The sequence below is a fragment of the Oceanobacillus caeni genome (assembly GCF_019037185.1).
Classification (GTDB): Bacteria; Bacillota; Bacilli; order Bacillales; family Amphibacillaceae; genus Oceanobacillus; species Oceanobacillus caeni.
Genome location: NZ_JAHHXM010000022.1, coordinates 20911 through 43492 on the forward strand (window position 1 = coordinate 20911; position 22582 = coordinate 43492).

The window sequence follows — 22582 nt, forward strand, 5'->3', positions numbered from 1 at the left end:
ATGGAGGGAGAAGTCATGCAAAAGCAAAAAGTGCTTATAAACGGGGAAAGATTAAAAGATACATTGGAAGAATTTGCGGACATTGGAAGAACAAAAAATAACGGGGTCACCCGATTGGCGCTAACCGATATCGATATTCAAGCTAGAAATCATTTCAGGTCTGTATGTGAAGAGCTTGGAATGACAGTTAAGTGGGATGATATGGGGAGCATGTATGCGACACTAGAGGGAGTAGATAAGGATAGCCCCCCAATAGTAATGGGATCCCATTTAGATTCAGTGGAAAAGGGGGGAAGATTTGATGGTGTTCTTGGTGTAGTGACAGGTTTAGAAGTTGTACGTACCCTTGTTGAAAATAACATTAAACCACAAGTACCAATTGTTATCGCGAATTTTACCAATGAAGAAGGAGCAAGATTCGAGCCTTCTATGATGGCATCTGGTGTGATGTCGGGCCGTTTCGATAAAGGTATGATGCTCCAGTCTACTGACAAACAAGGGATTACATTTGGGGAAGCCCTAAAAGCAAGTGGCTATGAAGGGGATAAGGCGAATCGGTTACAGAATGCAAAGGCATTCATTGAACTCCATATTGAACAAGGTCCTGTATTAGAAAATGAAGCAACGGATATCGGAGTGGTTGAATGTGTGGTGGGGATGTGTTGTTATGAAATCGAAGTAACTGGGGATTCTGACCACGCTGGAACAACTCCAATGCCAATGAGAAGGGACGCTCTTTTTGTAGCAAATCATTTAATAAATGAAATACGTGAAAAAATGAGTAAATTGGATTCAGACCTCGTTTATACGATTGGGAGAATGGATGTAAGTCCTAATATTCATACGGTTATTCCAAATAAGGTTGTATTTACAATCGAAGCACGTCATAAAGAAGTAAACACTATTCGGCAAGTAGAGAATATTATTCAAGGTCTTACCGAATCAAAAGGTAAGGAAAAATGTGAGGTGACCGCAACAAAACTTTGGGATCGTGATACGGTTTGGTTTAAGGAAGAACTTGTGGAATCATTGGAGAATTCCTGCACGTCCTTGGGATATACATTCAAGCGTATGCCGAGTGGTGCTGGTCATGATGCACAGTTTATTGCCACTTATCTTCCAGCCGCCATGGTTTTTGTTCCGAGTGTTAATGGAAAGAGCCATGCAGAGGATGAGCTTACATCTTGGGAGGATTGTGAAAAAGGCGTTAACGTTGTATTGCAAACGGTATTGGATTTAATTGGTCATAGATGATTCTATGACCTTTTTTAGCGAAGGTATATCAAAAACTACCTATTCGGTGCTGTAAACTATCATTCTATTCTAATAATTTATATAATAGCATTAAGAGATACCTTCTCTATTAATAATAGACAATGAAGGTTATTCATATTTTTAGACAAGTATAGGAGTGACTAGCGTGAAATCACAAGTTATTCAGTCTTTTGGTGAACCATCTGTTTTTCAATTGAAAGAGATACCCAAACCTGAACTAAAACCGGGACATGTACTTATTCAAGTGAAGGCTACGAGTGTAAACCCTATTGATACGAAAGTTCGTGCTGGTGCGGTTCCAGCTGTTGCACCTGAGCTTCCAGCGGTATTACATGGAGATGTGGCAGGTGTGGTATCTGAAGTTGGTGAAGGAGTAACCGAGTTTGAAATTGGTGATGAGGTGTTTGGATGTGCGGGTGGATTTAAGGGGACTAGCGGCGGTGCACTTGCAGAGTTTATGCTAGCTGATGCTGATTTACTTGCACATAAGCCGAAAAATTTGACGATGGAAGAAGCAGCAGCTTTACCATTAGTTTCCATTACAGCTTGGGAAGCATTGTTTAATCGTGTACAAGGCTTATACCAGGGCAAGATATATTAATTCATGGAGCCGCTGGAGGTGTAGGACACATCGCCATTCAACTTGCCAAATGGGGAGGGGCGACAGTCTATACAACTGCTTCTTCACAAGAGAAACTCGAGATTGGCAAACGTCTTGGTGCTGATGGAACGATTAATTATCGTGAAGAAAAGGTTCGTGACTATGTACAGAATTATACAAACGGAAAAGGATTTGACGTGGTGTTTGATACGATGGGTGGCGAAAATCTTGATCGATCTTTTGAGGCGGCAGCGGTGCATGGAACGGTAACAGCCATTGCTACCCGTTCGACTCATGACCTTTCCCCAGTGCATTCAAAAGGACTATCACTTCATGTTACCTTTATGTTGTTAAAGATATTAAACAAAGACATGCATAAACATTATGGAGAAATTTTGCGGAAGATTACAGGATTGGTTGAAGAAGGGAAGCTGCATCCACTTTTAGATTCCAACATTTTTAACTTCGATGAAGTATCAAAAGCTCATGAATACTTGGAGTCAGGCAAGGCAGTAGGGAAAATTGTTTTGAAAAATAGTTGGTAGGATTTTAAGGTTTGAAATGCTTTAACAGGTCGAAGGGACAGATTTATCGTCTTAACAAAGGTTAGGGACAGTAAACCTGTCCCTATGTCTGTTTCTTTAGTGAATGGGCTGCTAGTGCAAGTTCAATTGCTTGACGGTTTATTGGTTCCATATAACCTTTTCCGAGTAGTTCTTCAATTTTTTCCAAGCGATGGTAGAGGGTCTGACGAACGATAAATAATCGCTCGGCAGTCTCTTTTTTTGACCCCAAACAATTTAAGTATGTTGATAGTGTACCTAATAGGTTACTCTTGTTTTCATGATCATGCCTAATAATGGGCCCCAAGTATTCATGAATATAATCTTCTAGTTTTTGATTTTCAAGTAAGTTCAATAGAATGCGATAAACCCCGATATTTTCGAAAAAGTATGTTTGTAAAAGGTTAGAAGATTGAATAAAGATGACATCTTTAGCTTCTTTATAACTCTTGTTTAATTCTGTGTAATCATTTTTAATATTACTAATCCCGAATCTACAGTTCTTTCCTATTAATATTTTTTGCTCCTCGATATTTCCGATCTCTTCTATGATTCTTGTAAATCTTTCAGTATCCTTCTTTGCTTCTTCTTGTTTAAAAAAAGAAGCAATGACCGTGATTTCATTTTTACTAACGGATAGGGAAGGTATAAAACCATAGCTTTTAAATAAAGATCGAATCATGAGAGATTGTTGCAATTTGATTTCTTCCCATTCTCCATCTTTCAACTCCATGTCAGGTGAGGCCGTTTCTATGAGGAATAATCTATAATTAAAATTCTTTGCTTGAGCGGGTAAAACCTTTTGAATATCGTCTGCTGCACAATCTTTACCTTGTAATAATTTACGAATGAGCTCTTCCTCTAGATTTTGTTTTCGTTCTTCTATTGTTCGGTTACGGAGCATAATTTGCGTGATGGCTAAAATTGCACGATCGATTAAAGAATGGGAAAATTCATCTAAATCTTTTTTGTTACGTTTAACGAATAAGTTACCACAATTATTTCCAACTATTTTTATTGGGAAGTTGGTATAATCCGTTTCTTGCAAAAAATTACTTTCATATAAAGGAGTGTTTGTTACATTCTGTCCAATGGATGTCTTAATAGATGGAATGTCATCCTTTACAAGTGGCGGATAATAGTATGTTTTGGAATCGTCCGTTAAAAAAATAACTGGAATGTCTAAATGGGAATATAACTCTTTTAAAATTTTTAAAATACCATTTGGCATTAAGGATAGCTTGTTAACTTCTTGGGAAAATATATTGATTTGATTTAACCTATGATGGTGGTGATTAATAATGAGTGTATGTAGATCTTGTGTAATATCGACAAATTTCACAACAGTATCAAAGATAATTAGTGGAATATGATGGGCATTTCCATATTGGATAATATCTGGATGAATGGTTTTCACGTGGGTTCCAAGTTCTATACAAATACCAGCAATATCTTTCTTTCTTAATTTATCAAGATAAATGATTCCGTTTGGTGAATCAAAGTGGATACTAGAACCAGTAGTTAGAATCAGCTCTCCCCCATTAATGAAAGACTCAAATTCGCTTATTTCTAAAATATGGGTCCATTTCACTTCGCGATTCAACCCACCATGTCCCGCAACCAGTTTGCACTCTCGAAATAATCCTCTTGAAAGAACATCGTTAACTGTAACCTGCCATTTTTCCATCTTAAAGTAACCCCTTTCATATTGTAAAAGAGAAATGATAAAGATTTAACATAATGTAAATTGAAAAGTCGCTTTATTTAGTATAGAATAAATTGTGTAATATGCCCAATATTTTGTCAAATTTGATACTTTAGAGAAATGGACATTATGTTTATTTAGCAAGATAAGGGAGGAGATGTTAGATGGAATCAGTAGAAAAGAAACAATCATTAGTGGAAAGGGATCGTCAAAATGTTTGGCATCATATATCCCCATATAGTGAAAAGAACCCACCAATGGTCATTAAAGAAGGAAAAGGCTCATGGATTACTGATGAACAAGGAAACCGTTATTTAGACGGAATGTCAGGTCTTTGGTGTGTCAACGTTGGTTATGGTCGTGAAGAATTAGCACAAGCTGCTTATGAACAAATTAAGAAAATCGCATATATTCCAATGACACAAAGCCATGAACCTGCAATTAAATTGGCAGAAAAGCTTAACGAAATGCTTGACGATGATTATATGATTTTCTACTCCAACAGTGGTTCCGATGCAAATGAGGTAGCATTCAAAATCGCCCGACAATACCATCAGCAAAATGGTGATCCGAATCGTTATAAAGTCATTTCACGATACCGTGCTTACCATGGTAGTTCAATGGGAGCATTGTCTGCTACTGGTCAAGCGTTAAGGAAATATAAATATGAACCTCTAACTTCTGGATTTTTACATGTCAGTCCTCCAGATAACTACCGTAAACCAGAAGGAATTTCGATAGAAGAATACAATATTCAACGTGCAGAGGAAATTGAACAGACAATTATTTGGGAACAAAAGGAAACGGTTGCAGCAGTTATTATGGAACCGGTCATTACAGGTGGCGGTATCCTAATACCACATCCAGTGTATGTAGAGAAGGTTCAAGAAATCTGTAATAAACATGGTGTCCTGTTAATTATTGATGAAGTTATTTGTGGCTTTGGTAGAACAGGGAAAGCGTTCGGTCATAAGCATTTTAACATTAAACCAGATATCATTACGATGGCAAAAGGACTTACAAGTGCCTATTTACCGTTATCTGTAACAGCTGTTAGGAAGGATATTTATGAATCATTTAAGAGTGGGGAAGAAAATAGTCATTTCCGCCATGTCAATACATTTGGAGGCAACCCAGCAGCTTGCGCCTTAGCTCTTAAGAACATTGAAATCATGGAGGAAGAAGGCCTATTTGATCGCTCAGCGCAGTTAGGGGATAGACTTTTACAAGAATTGGATGAATTACGTACACATCCTTATGTAGGAGATGTGCGTGGTGTTGGTTTAATGGTTGGGATTGAACTGGTAGAAGATAAGATTTCAAAAGAGCCAGCATCGAAAGAAAGAATTGGAACGATTATCGCAGCATGTAAAGATAATGGGTTAATTGTTGGGAAAAATGGAGACACAGTTGCCGGTTATAATAACATTTTAACGTTGAGCCCGCCTTTGTCTAGTACCGATGATGATATTGATTTTATGATTGCAATTTTAAAGAAAGTATTTAAAGAAAATATGTAATATAAGAATGAAAAGGGGTATAAACATGAGAATCGGAATTCCAAAAGAAATAAAAAACAATGAAAATCGAGTAGCTATCTCACCTTCTGGGGTAGATGCCTTAGTCGGTGCAGGACATGAAGTGGTTATTGAAAAAGGAGCAGGCTTAGGTTCTGGGTTCTCGGATACAGAATATCAAGATGCTGGTGCACGAATCGAAGCAAATAGGGAAGCGGTTTGGTCACAAGATATGATCATGAAAGTAAAGGAACCTCTACCAGAGGAGTACGGCTATTTCCGTGAAGATCAAATTCTATTCACCTACCTTCACCTTGCTGCTGAGCCTGAATTAACGAAAGCGCTTACGGATTCAAAAGTGACAAGTGTTGCATATGAAACAATTCAGGAAAAAGATGGTTCTCTTCCATTATTATCGCCAATGAGTGAGGTGGCAGGAAGAATTGCCGCACAAATTGGGGCGCAGTTCTTAGAGCAGCCAAAGGGTGGAAAAGGGATTCTACTAAGTGGTGTGCCAGGTGTTAGTCGCGGGAAAGTAACGATTATTGGTGGTGGCGTAGTAGGAGCGAATGCGGCTAAAATCGCTATCGGTTTAGGAGCGGATGTCACCATCATTGATTTAAATCCGGCACGTTTACGTGAACTCGATGACTTATTCGGAAACCAAATCCAAACGATGATGTCGAATCCGCTAAATATAGCAGAATCGGTAGCTGAAGCAGATCTTGTAATTGGAGCAGTATTAATTCCAGGAACAAAAGCTCCGAAACTCGTAACAGAATCGATGGTAAAAGCAATGAAGGAGAAATCTGTCATTGTAGATGTTGCCATTGACCAAGGTGGAATATTCGAAACATCGGACAGAATCACAACACATGATAATCCAACCTATGAAAAACATGGTGTTGTCCATTATGCAGTAGCCAATATGCCTGGTGCGGTTCCTAAAACAGCATCACTAAGTTTAACGAATGTAACCTTGCCTTATGCGTTAACCATTGCCAATAAAGGAATTCAGAAAGCGGCACAAGATAATGAGGCAATATATAAAGGAATTAATACAGTGGCAGGACATGTAACATATAAAGCAGTTGCAGAAGCACATGGGTTAGATTATCGAGAAGCAAGTACTCTTTTTCAAAGGGAAGAAAAAGTTGGAAGTAAGTAGAAATTATAAAGTAGGGGGGGACGAAAGTGAAGGCTGTTACAGTAGAATCTATTCCCCATTATATTAATGGGGAAAAAGTAGAAGGAAAAAGCAATCGCTATGGGGCTGTTTACAGTCCCTCAACAGGACAGAAGATTGCTACCGTAGCTTATGCAACAAAGGAAGAAGTGGATGAAACGGTAAGACTTGCAAAAAAAGCTCAAATAGAGTGGGCTAAAACATCAGTAGGCAAAAGAGTACAAGTTCTTCACAAATTCAGACAATTGCTCGTGGAGCATACAGAAGAAATGGCCCAATTGATTGGAAAAGAAAATGGAAAGACGATTTCAGATGCCAAAGGAGAAATTAGTCGAGGCATTGAGTCCGTGGATCTAGCCATTGGTGCACCACATCTAATCAAAGGAGAACATTCAGTAAATGTTGGTGGCGATATTAATTCGTATTCTATGAAACAACCATTAGGTGTTGTGACATGTATTTCTCCTTTTAACTTTCCAGTCATGGTCCCATTAGCAATGAGTACGATGGCGGTTGCGGTTGGAAATGCGATGATCCTAAAACCATCTGAAAAGGTTCCGTGCTCAGCCCTTTTTATATCGGAACTATGGGAAAAAGCTGGATTACCTTCTGGTGTATGGAATGTTGTGAACGGGGATAAAGATACAGTTGAAGCTATTATTACTCATCCAGACATTGAAGCTATAAGCTTTGTTGGTTCTACGAAGGTCGCTGAGATTATTTATGAGACAGGTACCAAACATCACAAACGCGTCAATGCTTTTGGTGGTGGAAAGAACCACATGGTTATTATGCCAGATGCAGACATTGATAAAGCAGTGGATTCCTTTATCGGTGCAGCTTATGGAGCAGCTTCACAGCGCTGTATGGCGATTTCAGTTGCGATGCCAGTAGGGGAGAAAACAGCGAGAGTCTTTACAGAAAAATTGAAAGCAAAAGTCGAAAATTTAAAAGTCGGTACGTATGATGATGAACATGCTGACTTTGGTGCTGTCATTAGTGCGGAAGCAAAACAAAGTATCCTTCAATCCATTGACGATGCGGTAAAAGAAGGAGCGAATATCCTTGTTGATGGTAGAAATCCGGAAGTAGAGAATAATGAAGGATTCTACCTTGGTCCAACATTACTTGATCATGTTACACCAGAAATGAAGATGTATAAGGAAGAAGTATTTGGACCAGCGCGTATCATTGTGAATGTGGATACGATAGAAGAAGCGATTCACTTAATCAATGATCACCAATATGGAAACGGTGTAACAGTATTTACGAACAGCGGCAGCCATGCACGGAAATTCACACAAGAAATTGAAGTAGGAATGGTTGGAGTTAACGTACCAATTCCAATTCCTGTTGGCTATCATAACTTTGGTGGTTGGAAAGGCTCCAGATACGGGGAAGGACAAATGTTTGGACCAGATACCGCTCGCTTCTTTACGAAAATGAAAACTGTTTCAGAACGATGGTTTGATTTAGACGATAAAGATAGTGAAACAAACTTTGATTTTCCTAGTAGTTAAATAATATTGGGTCGTTTTGACCCAATATTGTTTTATCCTAAATACTGTAAACGGTTACATATCATTATATAAATTTAAGGCTGTGAGGTGAAAGTATGAGAAAGTATTTTCAGTTATTATTAATTGTACCTTTTTTAATGTGTGTGTTGTTACCATGGGCTAATCGTGTAGAACCATATGTGTTAGGGTTGCCATTTTTACTATTTTGGATTGTCTTATGGATGGTCCTATCTTCATTCATTTTATTTATCGTGTATAAATTAGATCCTGAAAATGAAGGAAGTGAAACTGAATGAATTCAGCATTAATAATTATTTTTTTATTTGCAGCGATAGCTTTGTATTTAGGGATTAGGGCTACATTTGGAAAGAAAATGAGTGTTGATGAATTCGCTGTTGGCAATAAAGGATTCGGTACGTTATTCATTTTCTTATTAATCGCAGGGGAAGTATACACGACATTTACGTTTTTAGGTGGTAGTGGATGGGCATACTCGAACGGTTCAGCGGCTTATTATGTCCCAATGTATATTTGCTTAGCATATGTGTTGTCGTATTGGGTTATCCCAAAAGTTTGGATCTTTGCCAAAAAAAATAACGTCATTTCACAGCCACAATATTTTATGAAATCGTATAACAGTAAAGGGTTAGGGATTGTTGTAGCGTTTATTGGAACTATTGCATTAATTCCGTATATCGTGATCCAACTAAAAGGATTAGGGATTATCGTCTCGGAAGCATCGTACGGAGCTATCACACCTACAATGGCATCGACAATTGGTGCAGTCATTGTCACAGTGTATGTTGTGATTTCTGGTATTCATGGGTCAGCATGGACCGCAATATTGAAAGATATTATGATTTTATTTGTTATTGTATTTTTAGGAATTTATATTCCGTATCATTACTTTGGTGGGATTCAGCCGATGTTTGAAGCGGTCCAAGCAGTAAAACCAGATGCGCTTACACTGGCCCCAGAGGGATACAGTGTATCATGGTTTATTTCGACTATTGTATTAAATGCATTTGGATTCTATTTATTGCCACAGACATTCACTGTAATTTTATCGGCGAAGAGCCCAAGTACATTAAAGAAAAATGCTGTGACATTACCTTTGTATACAATTTTAATTTTATTTGCGTTCTTTATCGGATTTTCGGCGATTGTGCAAGTACCGGGGCTTCAAGGGGCTGATGGTGACTTGTCACTATTACGTTTAGTGACACAAACATTTGATCCGTGGTTTGTTGGAATTGTCGGTGGTGCGGGTTTGCTAACGGCGCTTGTACCGGTATCAGTGATGATAACGTCAGGGGCAATTGGTTTAATGACGGGCTTCTACAAGTTAATCAAGCCAAATTCAACCGATCGTCAGCAATTAACTGTGTCAAAAGTGTTTGTTGTATTGATTATTTTAACTGCGTATATTTTTGTGTTGAAAGGAGGTAATGCATTAGCTATTTTAAACATTATGTCGTACGGGTTAATCACACAATTAGTACCAGCAATGGCTTTCAACTTTTTCAATTCAAAGTATATGAACAAATTTGGTGCAATGGCGGGGATTTTAACAGGGGTTTTCATCGTATTGTTTAATGCGGTAACATCATTTAAACTTGTTAACATTTTTCCTAATATTCCGAGTGTAATCAATGATATTAATATAGGGTTTGTAGCAATTCTTGTAAATATCGCTGTTGGTGTGATTGTCAGCCTGTTAACAAATTCGATTGTCCGTAAACAAAATCAATCTAATATGCCAGATGAAGTAATAAATTATTAATAAGGGTTTAATGGTATGCAAACATGTAATTTACCACATATAAAATCATTAATTGAACAGTTTAGTCAATTTGGAAGATAAGAAAAGAATGGTGTCACTGGACTTGCTTATCAAAAGAAGATATCGAAGATCGTTATTTTTAACAAAAAATGTGAAGTAGTGATGATACTAGAATGATAAGGACAGAGAATTATGACCCCGCTGACACGTAAAAGAAAGGAAAGAGATTTTCTAAGTTGTCTAAATATCCTCGAAAAAATAGTTGTATAGCTTGATCATTCACCTTAACATTATGATGGAAACACCAATGATTGTGTTAGCGAATAAAGCAGAAACATTTGTTTTCAGCATTCCATTTTTATTATTTGGATTTTGTTATTTAACGAATTGGGGAGGCAAATAAACGAACACAGAATCTAAATGATATATAGGAGGAGTATAGATAATGATTGGTGTATTAATCATTGCCACATTTATTATTTTCCGCTTAGCGATAAAAGGTTGCTTTAGAACATTAAAACACAAACGGGCTCCACCGTGCTGTCAGGTCAAAACGTGGTAAAACGATTTGATGATGTACGTTACGAATATAACAAAGAGTATCACCCTGAATTGATAGAGAATTTAAAGAAAAAAGATGAGAAGACGTTTAAGTGATTAGCACATATTTTAGATGATTAATAATGGAGGGATTTATGATGTTTTCAGAAGCAGTCCGGTTAACACAACAGCTCGTTCAAATACCTACAGAAAATCCAAATGGTTCGGAGCGCGAATGTTCTACTTTTGTAGAGAATTATTTGAAAGAACTAGATAATGTCAATGTTACGACACAACGAGTAGAGGAAGGTAGAACGAATGTGATTGCGAAGTATAAGGGTAATCCATCCGATTTACCTCCAATTGTTATTATTGCTCATATGGATACTGTTCCAGTAGAAGGAAAATGGACGGTGGATCCTTTTGGGGCAGAAATTGTGGAAGGAAAATTGTATGGTCGTGGATCATGTGATATGAAGAGTGGCCTAGCTTGTGCGTTAATAATGATTAAGCATATCAGTGAAAATAATATTCCTTTGAATAGAGATTTGTATGTTATTGCATGCGTTGATGAGGAAGGTCCTTATATGAAGGGTGTTAACGCACTTGTGGATGAACAAATTATCCCTAATGATGCTCTAATCATAGCGACAGAACCTACGAATGCAACCTTATCTACGGTTCATAAAGGAACAATTTGGTATGAAATCTTAGTCGAAGGTAAAAGCTCGCATGGAGGAAATGCTCATTTAGGCGCAGATGCAGCCCATGCAGCAGCGGAAATAATCGTTAAGTTAAAAGAAAAAGTGAAAAAGTTACCTTATGATCATGACATTTTCGGTAAATCCACTATTTCAATAGGTACGATTGGTGGAGGACATAAAACGAACATGGTAGCGGGTTCCTGTCGTATCGAAGTCGACTTCCGTCTTGCTCCACCGTTGACGAAAGAAGAGGCGAACCAAATAGTTACAAGTGCCGTTGAAGAAGGTTGTGCAAATGTAAAGGGAACTCAAGCAAAGGTGCAACATTATGGCTGGGAACGACCGCCAATCGAGACAGATTTGAATTGCCCATTAATCGCTCCTTTTGAAAAGGCTTATTTGAAAGTAACAGGAAAAGAGCTAGAGAAAACAGGATTCCCTGCATATACAGATGCTAGCATGATTGGATTAAGGACTGGTAATCGTAATATTTTAGTATTTGGCCCCGGGCATCTAGATCAAGCCCATGTTATAGACGAATTTGTTGAGATTGCACAAATTGATTTATGTACGGAAGTGTTAACGGAGATGGTGCTGGAAGCAGGGACAGGTTCAACGTCCCAGTAATGGCTTATGACAGTGTATTTGTCCCATGTTTCCTTGAAAAATACCATCTATTAAAAGTGTAGTAGTGGGATAGTAGAAAGATAGGGTCAAAGCTATGACCCTATCTTTTGGTGTTAATGGAGGGTAAAAAAATTATAACTTATATCTTTATTACAAAAAAAGGGCAATCATTAAAACTGGCTCTTATAGTATTAATTTTCCTAGTATTATAAAGGATGATAACTTCCGCTAATCGCATCCACTATGACTTCCCGGCCTCCGCTTACTTTTGAGTTGTATTCTGCAAGCCAAAACGGACGGTAAAATAAAGCTGTGCTATGGATGGTCACCGTAGGAATCGTTATGAATTTAGCTTTTTGTGTCGCTGCTTGAAAAATAAACTTCTCAGCCAGCTGCTCCGCTTCTTTCTCTGAAATCTCAATAGGGAGGATTTTCTCGTCAACAATTGGTCGCTGTATAAATTCCGGCTGTACATCAATAATTGCCCCTTGTCCGCTGATCGCGTCAATCGTACAGGCGATTTTCCCGTTGAACTTAAGCAGACTTTTAGCACTGACTTCAAATTCTAAGAAATAGTATGGATAAAGAATCATCGTGTTTACCTGAACACTTGCTCGTTTATCATATTGCTGTAATCCCTTGAGTACCTCTTGCTGAACAAACTGTGGTTCCTGCGTTAAGATCAGACTCATGAGAAACTATTCCTTACGCTTCCTGATTCTTTTGCAAGAAACTTAGAAATATTTTTAGCTTCTGGTGCAAGACTACGAGCAATATTTTGATCAAATTGCGTAGAGAAGGAGCGTTTGTTTTTCGATTGTTCAAATATCGTTAAGATTGACTGTGATGGTTTTCGTCCAAATCGGCTTCCGATGATCATGCCTATAAGCGAAACTAATAATCCAGCTAAGAAAGGATGAAGTCCTGTTACAGCCTCCAGATCCATAGAAGTCCAAATAATATTTGTCGTAGCTCCTCCAATCATCGCACATAAACATCCGATATAATTGGCTTTTTTAGAATAAACAGATGCTACATAAGGTACAAGAAAGGCATTTCCTAGTGTACCAAAAGCAAAGACAGCCAATCCAAAAATAGAAGGCGGTTCAAAAATTGCAACAACAATTCCAACAATCCCGCCACCAAGAATACACAGCCTTGACACTAGAACGGTTGTTTTCTCTTTTGCATTTTTATTTATAAACCTTTGATAGACGTCACGTGATAGAATTGTACCTGCTTGTATTAGTAAAGAGTCACAGGTAGACATAACGGCTGACATAACTGCTGATAAAAGGAGTGCAGCAAAAAAGCCTGGGAATAGCGTATAAGCTAATTCTGTAATGATCATTTCTGGATCACTTATTGTTGGGATCAGTAAAATACCAGCAAGTCCTAAGATGTATGGAACAAAGATAAAAAATTGATTCCAAATGGCTCCTATTAAAATAGCGCCTTTAACGGTCTTTGTACTTTGCATAGACATATGACGGACAACGACATGGGGGAGCCCCATATATCCAATTGAAAAAATTAAAATCGCACCTAACACAACTCCCCATTGGCCATAAAAGGCTAAATCTTTACCCCAGATACTTAAATAGGTTGGGTCAATATTTCCTAAGGCTGTATTTAAACTGGTCAATCCGCCTACGTGGATGTATGCTAGAACCCCAATCCCCACAACTCCGGCTACCATGATGATACCTTGTACAAAGGCTGTATAGGCAACAGCTAAATAACCGCCTGCCACCGTATAAATAATAATCACACTGATACCAATAATGAGGGACATTTCATATGGAAATCCCGTTAGTGTAGCCATTGCCTTTCCTGCAGCAATAAATTGTGCACAAACATATGCGAAGAGGAACACGATAGAAATAATAGATCCTACCACACGAACACTTGCATGTTCAAATCTTTTTTCTAAATACTCAATGGGTGAAAGCGCTCCCAAAAGTTCGGACATTCTTCTCATCCGTTTACCGAGAACAGATAGATTAACAATCGATCCTCCTGCATCCCCAATCGCATACCAAACTGCGTACCAACCATATTGAAAGGCAAGTGCGGGCGCCCCCATGAACATATATCCGCTCATAGCGGTCGTCTGCATCGTCATTGCTGTAACAGCTGGTCCAAGAGATCTTCCTCCAAGTAAATACTGTTCTGAGGACTCCGATGATTTTCGCGAAAACCAAAGGCCAATCATTAACAGCGTTAGAATATAAATAATAAATATAACACCGTCCAAACTCAAGACAAATTCCCCCTATCAGCTATTCCCATTTTCTTCTGCATCATCTTCACGCTTCATCTTAAAATACATGACCAAAGCTAATCCAACCCAAATAAATGGCCAAGGAAGAATGAGCCAAAATGTTTCAGCCGGCAAACCCAACAAACTATCACCTCCTATTTAAAAAGATGGTTTGAATAATTATACTATTTAGATAACCGAGATATAATTTACATAATGTCATGAATAAGAGAGTGCTATTTTACACTTTGTTAAAAAGCGGGGCGTAGAGAGATGGTTCAGTGCCCTGATACTAGGTTGGTACTGTGAATATCCGGTGAAGAGGAAATTTAGGTTCGAAATGGTTCTATTCAATTAGTATTAAAAAGGAATGATGATGTTAAAATTATAACTAAGAGCCTTTATTAGTTTGAACGTTTTTAGTAATAGAGGGGATATTAAATATGTGTTTTAAGTACTGAATAAGCTCGGAATGTCGGATTAATGCAAATGAATGTTGAAATACTTCAAACGAAAACCGGATTAATGTAAACAAATGGTGACAGTCAAAAAAAGTGCCTGTCCTCCAATGTGGTAAAGTATCCACATTAAGGGACAGGCATCAAAATTATATTTTAAAACATTTTATCAAAGTGGATGATTGACACCAATAATCTTAAGTTACTCATTTATCGCTTAATTTAAACTTCTCAACTACCTTTTGTAAATCTTCCGCTATTTTTGTTAGAGAGGAAGCTGAGTTTGAGATTTCCTCCATGGATGCAAGCTGTTCTTGAGTTGATGCAGAGGCATTTTGTGTCTGACCTGATATGGTCTCGCCAATGGTTGCAACGTCTTCAAATATTTGAATGAAATGTTCTGTACTAGAAGAAATTTCTTGAATTTCAGACGTAACTTGCATAATTTGTTCCGTTATTGTATCAACATATCCTGTTATCGTTGTAAATGATTCTCCTGCGTGATGCGCAACGTCAATACCTTTTTCAACTTGCACGGTAGCTGTTTCCATGGATTTCACTGTATTGCTCGTTTCTGTATGAATTTTGCCTATCATTTCTTTTATTTGGTCTGCCGATTTAGAGGATTCTTCCGCAAGTTTGCGTACTTCGTCGGCAACAACGGCAAATCCTTTTCCATGTTCTCCGGCCCTAGCGGCTTCAATCGCAGCATTTAGCGCAAGCAGGTTAGTTTGGTCGGAAATTTCTGTTATAACATCTACTATATTGCTAATTTGTCCAGATAATTCGCCTAATCCCTGGATATTATTTGACAAATCATGTGTGTTTTTCTTGATGTATTCCATTTGATTGACAGTTGTTTCCAAGGCTTTGTTCCCTTCGTTTACAGCTGACATTGTATTTTCTGCAGTTGTAGAAACTTCATCAGAGCTTGCTGCAATTTGGCGAATGGAACCAGCCATTTCTTCTGCCATTTGTTTACTATTTTCAATACTATTTGTCTGTTTGTCCATTTCTACTGCAACTTCTTGAATAGATGACGAAATTTGTTCGGTCGCTTGAGTATTTTGTTCAGTGCTCGCACTTAATTGTTCAGATGCTGCAGCTACATGATGAGACTTATCACGAACCTCTGTGATAACCTCATTTAGATTTTCCCTCATACGATTAAAGGATTCAGATAATGTCCCTATTTCATCATTTGTATTAATTTCAACACCAACACTTAAATCTCTTTGACTCATTTTCTCACTTACGTCAACCAATTGATGAATTGGTTTAGTAATGGAGCGAATGATGAACAGGATAGTGACTCCTCCGAGGATAAGTGCAATAAATAGAATAGCAAGGGTAGAATGCAAAATTGGTTTAACGGCTTCGTTCACCTCGGATTGATACATGGTTCCACCAATCTTCCATCCGGTAATGTCATTCGTTGCAAATGCTAATTTTTTTTCACCTTCGTATTTGTAATCAAACGTTCCAGAGTCCGTGTCGTATAGTTTGTCATAAAAATCTTCCTTCGCCTCACTGCCGGCTTCATTGGTTGGATGACTAATAAAATGTTCCGTTTTATCTAACACAAACAAATAGCCTTCTTCTCCAAGTTGTACGGAACTAATGATATCTGTAAGGCTCCCTAGTTTTAAGTTAACCGCAACTACACCGTGATTATCTTCAGTTGCCTTTGCTAATGTAACTACTACTTCATTGGACGATTGTGAGACATATGGATCGGTAATAATGACATTACCTTTATTATCCATTGCCTCCTGATACCAAGGTCGTTCACGTGGATCATAGTCTGGTGGGTTTTGAAATGAAGTCGGTGAATTCATGAAATCCCCTGTCTCCGTACCCACATAGGTTTGCTCGATCACATTTTCTTTGGCTTTTTGAATCGTATCTAAAATTTCCCTCGTTTTAGCATCTTTATCTTTTTTGATATTTTTTGCATCAATGGAATTAGACAAATAATCAACATTTTCCATTTGTGCAATAATGAATTGATCAATGGTTTGATTAACAATGTTTACATTTTCTTGGGCTGTATCAATTATTCTTTGGTCCGTATTGGATTTTGAAGTTACATATGAACCAAAGCCAATACACATACTTGGTATTAATAAAATTGCTAAAAATGATATGATTAATTTTTTTCTTAGGCTTAGTGAAATTTTCGCCTTATTCTTTTTGTCTCTTTTCAAATCTCTTTCCTCCAATCTCTTCATTTCAGGTCTTTTTACCTAGATTTTTACTTACTTATATTGTATCGACAAAGAATCCTAGGTTCTTAAGGAAAAAGTAAAATACAGTTAATTCCATTTATTAAGAAATTAGAGAAAATGGTAGGTGAAGGTAATGTACCTACGATTATTTTTACTTGCCCAAAAAATGGTACTTGATTAATTCACTAGACACAGGTATAGTAATAGACAAATAATTTATTGCATAAAAGCGTTCATGTATAAAAGTTAATATGACACCCATACAACGGACAAAAGTAATTCTATTGGATGCAGCAGGAAGAGACTGAATGGATGCTGGAAATTCAGGCAGCAGTAGAAATGAAATACACCGTGAAAAGAATGGGAAATAAGAGTGAATGACATAGATCATTAACTAGGGTGGTACCGCGGAGAGCATCTTCGTCCCTAATATTGGGATGAGAATGCTTTTTTTATTTTATACATTATAGGGGGAAGGACACATGTTTACAACGAAGAGAGCATATTCACCAACCATTGGAGAGGCTTTGATCCTTCTTCTAATTATAGTAGGGTTGGTTAGTATAAGCATCATCAAATTTTCAGCACCTCCACATATTCCAATTTTATTATCTATTTTTCTACTAATCCTATACGGTTTAGTGAAAAGAGTACCGTTTCATTTGTTGGAGGAAGGAATGGTGAATGGTGCTAAATCAGGTTTACCAGCAATTTTTATCTTTTTTCTAATAGGTTTGTTAATTGCTACATGGATGATTGGTGGGACCATACCAACACTTATCTATATGGGCTTCGAATTGGTTACTCCCCATTTTTTCTACGTGATTGTTTTTGTAGTCACAGCTATTGTGGGGATGGTAGTTGGAAGTTCGTTAACGACTTCCGCCACATTAGGAGTAGCTTTTATCGGGATCGCAACAGCGCTAGATATCTCTTTAGCGGTAACAGCGGGCGCAATTGTATCAGGAGCCTTTTTTGGAGATAAAATGTCTCCACTTTCCGATACAACGAATATTGCATCAAGTGTATTAAAGGTAGATTTATTTGAACACATTCGAAATATGGCTTGGACAACCATCCCGGCTTTTTTGATAAGTCTTATCATTTATGCGTTTATTTCTCCTAATGTAACAACCGTTCACTTTGATAGGTTAGCATCTATTCAAGCTGGTTTATTAGAAACTAACTTAGTTCATTGGTATAGCTTAATACCGGTCGTGATTCTTATTATTTTTGCTTTGAAAAAAGTTTCAGCCTTTATTACGTTAGCCTTTATTTCTATTTTTTCTATTTTCCTATCACTATTTCATCACATACCATCTGGTAAGGAATTATTTCAAATACTTTTTGATGGTTATGTATCCACGACCGGAAATGAAGCAATTGATAGTTTGTTAACTCGTGGTGGAATTAATAGTATGATGTTCACCGTTGCCCTTGTCATCCTAGCTTTAAGTATGGGGGGACTACTTTTTACTTTAGGCATCATTCCAGTAGTACTAGAATCTGTAGGGAAATTATTGAATAGCGCTGGTTCTGTTATTTTTGCTACTGCATGTACTGCAATTGGGGTTAATGTATTTATCGGAGAACAATATTTATCCATCCTTTTACCAGGAGAAGCATTTCAGTCTAATTTTAAAAAGGTAGGACTTACTAATAAAAACTTATCAAGGGTGTTAGAGGATGCAGGTACGGTTGTGAATCCTCTTGTTCCATGGAGTGTATGTGGAGTATTTTTATCGAATGTTCTCGGAGTACCCACACTTGAATATTTACCTTTGGCGTTTTTCTGTTTACTATCCCCGGTACTAACCATCTTATTTGGATTCACTGGTAAAACATTAACGTATGCAAAAAGTGAATAATGGATTTTAATTGGAGGAGTTGACTAGATGGGTTAACTCCTCTTTTGGCAGCGGGTATTTTTTACCCACTTATTCCGGTTGTAGATATTACCCCTTATCAAACAAGCCAATGTAAATTACATAGCATTTGTCGTGTTGATTGTCAAAGAGACAAGTAAAAGTAACCGTCCTGGTCTCTAAAGGATAGAATGGTTACATTTAGGTATGCCGATAATCGTGCAAAGATTGATTAGAACGGATCCTACTTTTGTGAATTAGAATATATTTTTTCTTAAAAAGTTTGATGTTTAAGAATAATGAATAATCATGATACACTTTACAATTGAATTGCCTTCATTTTTATAGATATGTTGTTTATTACCATCAAATATAATTATAAAATTAAAAAGGAAGTGAACTTATGGATAAACACATAAATGCGTTACGAACAGCATTTCCCTATACTATTCCGATTCTGGCAGGATTTAGTTTTATAGGGATCGCCTATGGTATGTATGTTCATGCTCTGGGTTTTGAGCCTATTTATACTTTTATAATGAGCTTTTTTATCTTCGCAGGCTCAATGGAATTTGTAGCTGCTACGTTATTGCTTGGAGAATTTAATCCTATTTATGTTTTATTTTTAACGTTAATGCTAAACGGAAGGCACTTATTTTATGGTATTTCGATGTTAGAGAGATTTAAGGGAACCGGAAAAAAGAAATTTTATCTCATATATGGTATGTGTGATGAATCGTTTGTGATAAATAGTACTGCAACGATTCCTTCCAATGTGGACAGAGGTTGGTTTATGTTTTATGTCACGCTATTAAATATGTTTTATTGGGTCAGTGGAGCGATGATAGGAAGTTTTATAGCTTCTATTGTTAGCTTTGATACGAAAGGTTTAGACTTTGTTATGACTGCACTGTTCGTTGTGATTTTTTTAGATCAATGGATGAGAGAAGATAAACATTACAGTTCATTAATAGGAATTGGAGTTTCGGTGTTAGCACTCATCATATTTGGCCCAGAATATTTTACTATTCCTGCGATGATAATCATGTTAGTGATTTTAACGCCTTTACGAGGTCATATTGAAAATAAAAAGGTGGTGAATGAAAGGTGACTTTTACACAAGAAATGATAACGATTGGTACAGTTGTTTTGGGAACAGTGATTACAAGGTTTTTACCTTTCATAATTTTCTCAGCAGATAAGCCTACACCACCCTATATTCAATTTTTAGGTAATGCTTTACCGCCTGCTGTATTTGGTTTACTCGTTATTTATTCATTAAGAGATATTTCTTTTTTATCTGGCAGTCATGGGATACCAGAATTAATTTCAATAGGTTTAATCATAATAGTACATTATTGGAAGAAAAATATGTTTCTTTCAATAGCAAGTGGGACAATATGTTATATGTTAATAATACAATTCATATCCTTTTGATAATAAGCATGATGCCTATTAGGATAACAGGATATATAAGAGCCGCTTTGGAGGAAATGTTAGATTCATTAAAAATTTTTATGGATAGAGTCGAAGGAAATTGATTATTTTTAGATAGAGTTATAAAGACTTCCACTATAATGCTAAACCCTTTAATCATTAAAAAGCCCCGTGATACATAAAGTAGTCTCAGGGGGGATGCCTATGTCGGGAAGAATATGGGTGGGGTTGTTTTTTCTTATATTTGGTTTTGGTTTTTTTGCATCAGTCTGACATCATTGACATGTCGCAAGTCTTGTCTACTTGGTGGCCACTCATACTCATTATTATTGGTATTATTCAGCTAATCAATCGTACACTTTCTTCTACAGTGTCAGGTTTCCTATTTTTATTGGTTGGGGTCTTATTTTTTATAAATCAATGGTTCGACCTGCATTTAATTTTTTATTTGTGGCCGCTTATTTTCATTTTCATTGGTTTCGTTATCATTCTTACCCGGGCTAAAAGTGGAAAAACTAAACATACGAGCGATAAATTAAACACATTCTTGTTATTTTCAGGTGCGGAGATTAAAAGTCAATCGGAAAATTTTCAAGGTGGTAGTGTTGTGACGATAATGGGCGGTGCGGAAATTGACCTCCGTGATGCAATCATTGCAGAGGGAGCTATGCTTGACTTCACTTCTATCTTGGGAGGGATAAGTATTATCGTTCCAGAAAATGTTCAGGTTGAAATATCCGGTATCCCCATTTTAGGTGGCTGGGAAGATAGTACAAGAAAACATGGAGAAAGTGAAGAAGTTGTTGTATTAAAACTTAACTGTCTTACGATTCTAGGTGGAGTGGAAATTAGGAATTAAGGAACTATGCATTAGAATAGAAGGAACATAATCTCTCACATGCAGATATAGCGTGATGAGGGATATTTGATTTGAGAGGAAGCCATTAATAAAATGAGATTAATTGTTATTTATTAGAATATTTTAGTATAATATACCTAGTTCACACATCACTGTATTATTCCTCATTACATCCCCTAGGAGGCCTCTACTCATGACTCAAATTACATTAATACGTGAAGAAAATACAAAATACACCCATCATGATCAATTGGCAAAAGAATTGATCTACAACTTTTTTGAGGAATTTCTTGAAGCATTCTTTCCAGAAGTCCATGAAAGTGTGGATTTTTCAGAAATCCGTCCATTATCAGAGGAAGTTTACACGGATATTCTTCAAGGAAGAAATAGAAAGCTGGATATTGTGATTGAAACTAAATTAAAGGGAGAAGAAACGATTCTTATTATCCATGTTGAACCCCAAAGTTACGTTGAAAATGATTTTCATGAGCGTATGTATCACTATTTCAGTCTGTTGTATAATAAGTATCAGAAGCCAATATTACCAATTGCTGTTTTTAGCTATAATGAAAAAAGAAATGAACAGGATGAATTTTCTATAAGCTTTCCTTTTTTTCATGTATTGACATTTAATTTTTTAACACTGGAATTAAGGAAAAAGAATTGGCGCGAATATATTGAATCAGATAACCCTGTTGCAGCAGCATTGTTAAGTAAAATGGGTTATACGGAAAGAGAAAAGATAGAAGTTAAATTGGAATTTTTAAAAATGTTAGTCCGAATGAAACTTAATCCAGCAAAACAAAGGTTTATTACTGGATTCTTTGATGTATATTTAACCCTAAATGATCAAGAGGAGGAGCAATTAATGGAAGAAATTAAAGAATTGGATAATGCAGAGGAAATTTTTGAACTATCAAATTCCTGGGAAAGAAAAGGTATGGAGAAGGGGATAGAAAAAGGTATTGAAAAAGGTATTGAAAAAGGTATTGAAAAAGGAAAAATGGAAGAGCGTCAGAACATTGCTAAAGAATTATTAAAACAAGGATCACCGGTTGAATTTGTAGCAAAGGTTACGCATTTATCTAAGGAAGAAGTAGAAGAATTAAAGGGAAAATTGTAACTTTAAGTATGATAGTCTTTCGGGGTTCCGGAAAAGTGAAATAAGGTACTGGTCGAACAACAAAAGGAAATTAGGTGTCTAATCATAAAAATCCAGATTCTTTATTCTTTGATGTATATTTAACCCTGAATAACCAAGAGAAGGAGCAATTAATGGAAGAAATTAAAGAATTGGATAATGCAGAGGAGATTTTTGAACTGTCAAATTCCTGGGAAAGAAAAGGTATGGAAAAGGGTATTGAAAAAGGAAAAATGGAAGAGCGTCAGAACATTGCTAAAGAATTATTAAAACAAGGATCACCGGTTGAATTTGTAGCAAAGGTTACTCA

At 36.9% G+C, this 22582-nt stretch carries 17 protein-coding genes and 2 pseudogenes; 14 read left to right on the forward strand and 5 right to left on the reverse strand.

The features are described 5' to 3' along the window. Window positions 1-15 precede the first annotated feature (15 nt). Both KM885_RS12080 and KM885_RS12085 read left to right on the forward strand, forming a co-directional pair. Complete coding sequence (locus tag KM885_RS12080; protein WP_060668052.1) at window positions 16-1254, forward strand: Zn-dependent hydrolase; 1239 nt, start codon at window positions 16-18, stop codon at window positions 1252-1254. A 166-nt stretch (window positions 1255-1420) separates the two neighbouring features. Next, window positions 1421-2421, forward strand: a pseudogene (locus KM885_RS12085) (zinc-dependent alcohol dehydrogenase family protein). Between the two features lie 82 nt (window positions 2422-2503). Here the strand turns inward: KM885_RS12085 and KM885_RS12090 are convergent. After that, complete coding sequence (locus KM885_RS12090) at window positions 2504-4126, reverse strand: PucR family transcriptional regulator (protein ID WP_047184300.1); 1623 nt, start codon at window positions 4124-4126, stop codon at window positions 2504-2506. Window positions 4127-4308: 182 nt separating this feature from the next. On the opposite strand from KM885_RS12090, the gene KM885_RS12095 reads away from it, so the two are divergent. The 6 genes from KM885_RS12095 (at window position 4309) to KM885_RS12120 (ending at window position 12021) form a co-directional block, all read left to right on the forward strand. Then, on the forward strand, window positions 4309-5664 hold the full coding sequence (locus KM885_RS12095; RefSeq protein WP_060668050.1) for an aspartate aminotransferase family protein: 1356 nt from the start codon (window positions 4309-4311) through the stop codon (window positions 5662-5664). 25 nt (window positions 5665-5689) lie between these two features. Continuing rightward, window positions 5690-6829, forward strand: coding sequence for an alanine dehydrogenase (ald, locus tag KM885_RS12100; protein WP_047184298.1), 1140 nt, complete (start codon window positions 5690-5692; stop codon window positions 6827-6829). A 26-nt stretch (window positions 6830-6855) separates the two neighbouring features. Beyond that, on the forward strand, window positions 6856-8367 hold the full coding sequence (locus tag KM885_RS12105; RefSeq protein WP_216884049.1) for a CoA-acylating methylmalonate-semialdehyde dehydrogenase: 1512 nt from the start codon (window positions 6856-6858) through the stop codon (window positions 8365-8367). 95 nt (window positions 8368-8462) lie between these two features. Then, window positions 8463-8663, forward strand: coding sequence for a DUF3311 domain-containing protein (locus KM885_RS12110; protein ID WP_047184296.1), 201 nt, complete (start codon window positions 8463-8465; stop codon window positions 8661-8663). Next, a complete protein-coding gene (locus tag KM885_RS12115) occupies window positions 8660-10150 on the forward strand; it encodes a sodium:solute symporter family protein (RefSeq protein ID WP_216884050.1) in 1491 nt (496 codons plus the stop codon). The genes KM885_RS12110 and KM885_RS12115 overlap by 4 nt, the downstream gene beginning before the upstream one ends. A 698-nt stretch (window positions 10151-10848) precedes the next feature. Further along, a complete protein-coding gene (locus tag KM885_RS12120) occupies window positions 10849-12021 on the forward strand; it encodes a M20 family metallopeptidase (RefSeq protein WP_052771649.1) in 1173 nt (390 codons plus the stop codon). Window positions 12022-12227: 206 nt separating this feature from the next. On the opposite strand, the gene KM885_RS12125 is transcribed toward KM885_RS12120, so the two are convergent. The 4 genes from KM885_RS12125 to KM885_RS12135 all read right to left on the reverse strand — a co-directional run bounded on the left by KM885_RS12125 (window position 12228) and on the right by KM885_RS12135 (window position 16949). Next, complete coding sequence (locus KM885_RS12125) at window positions 12228-12713, reverse strand: hypothetical protein (protein ID WP_060668045.1); 486 nt, start codon at window positions 12711-12713, stop codon at window positions 12228-12230. Beyond that, on the reverse strand, window positions 12710-14284 hold the full coding sequence (locus KM885_RS12130; RefSeq protein WP_216884051.1) for a sodium/proline symporter: 1575 nt from the start codon (window positions 14282-14284) through the stop codon (window positions 12710-12712). Before KM885_RS12130 ends, KM885_RS12125 begins: the two co-directional genes overlap by 4 nt. A gap of 15 nt (window positions 14285-14299) precedes the next feature. Then, complete coding sequence (locus KM885_RS18100) at window positions 14300-14428, reverse strand: hypothetical protein (RefSeq protein WP_255449150.1); 129 nt, start codon at window positions 14426-14428, stop codon at window positions 14300-14302. Window positions 14429-14948: 520 nt separating this feature from the next. Next, window positions 14949-16949, reverse strand: a complete 2001-nt coding sequence (locus tag KM885_RS12135; RefSeq protein ID WP_244987009.1) for a methyl-accepting chemotaxis protein — start codon at window positions 16947-16949, stop codon at window positions 14949-14951. 503 nt (window positions 16950-17452) lie between these two features. Between KM885_RS12135 and nhaC the strand changes: the two genes are divergently transcribed. From nhaC to KM885_RS12160, 6 genes and pseudogenes are all read left to right on the forward strand, one after another. Then, window positions 17453-18838, forward strand: a complete 1386-nt coding sequence (gene nhaC, locus KM885_RS12140) for a Na+/H+ antiporter NhaC (RefSeq protein ID WP_060668043.1) — start codon at window positions 17453-17455, stop codon at window positions 18836-18838. A 400-nt stretch (window positions 18839-19238) separates the two neighbouring features. After that, the gene (locus tag KM885_RS12145; RefSeq protein WP_145543135.1) at window positions 19239-19946 is read left to right on the forward strand and encodes an AzlC family ABC transporter permease; all 708 of its coding nucleotides are present in this window, start codon (window positions 19239-19241) and stop codon (window positions 19944-19946) included. Next, window positions 19943-20272, forward strand: a complete 330-nt coding sequence (locus KM885_RS12150) for a branched-chain amino acid transporter permease (RefSeq protein WP_338113679.1) — start codon at window positions 19943-19945, stop codon at window positions 20270-20272. The genes KM885_RS12145 and KM885_RS12150 overlap by 4 nt, the downstream gene beginning before the upstream one ends. Before the next feature lie 235 nt (window positions 20273-20507). Next, window positions 20508-20765 (forward strand): annotated as a pseudogene (locus KM885_RS18280) (LiaI-LiaF-like domain-containing protein); the annotation flags it as partial. Between the two features lie 54 nt (window positions 20766-20819). Continuing rightward, window positions 20820-21131: a LiaF domain-containing protein gene (locus tag KM885_RS18285; RefSeq protein WP_420874573.1), complete on the forward strand. Its 312-nt coding sequence runs from the start codon at window positions 20820-20822 to the stop codon at window positions 21129-21131. Window positions 21132-21324: 193 nt separating this feature from the next. Then, window positions 21325-22254 carry an RpnC/YadD family protein gene (locus KM885_RS12160; RefSeq protein WP_047184287.1) on the forward strand — a complete coding sequence of 310 codons (930 nt, stop codon included), beginning with the start codon at window positions 21325-21327 and terminating at the stop codon, window positions 22252-22254. Window positions 22255-22582 lie beyond the last annotated feature (328 nt).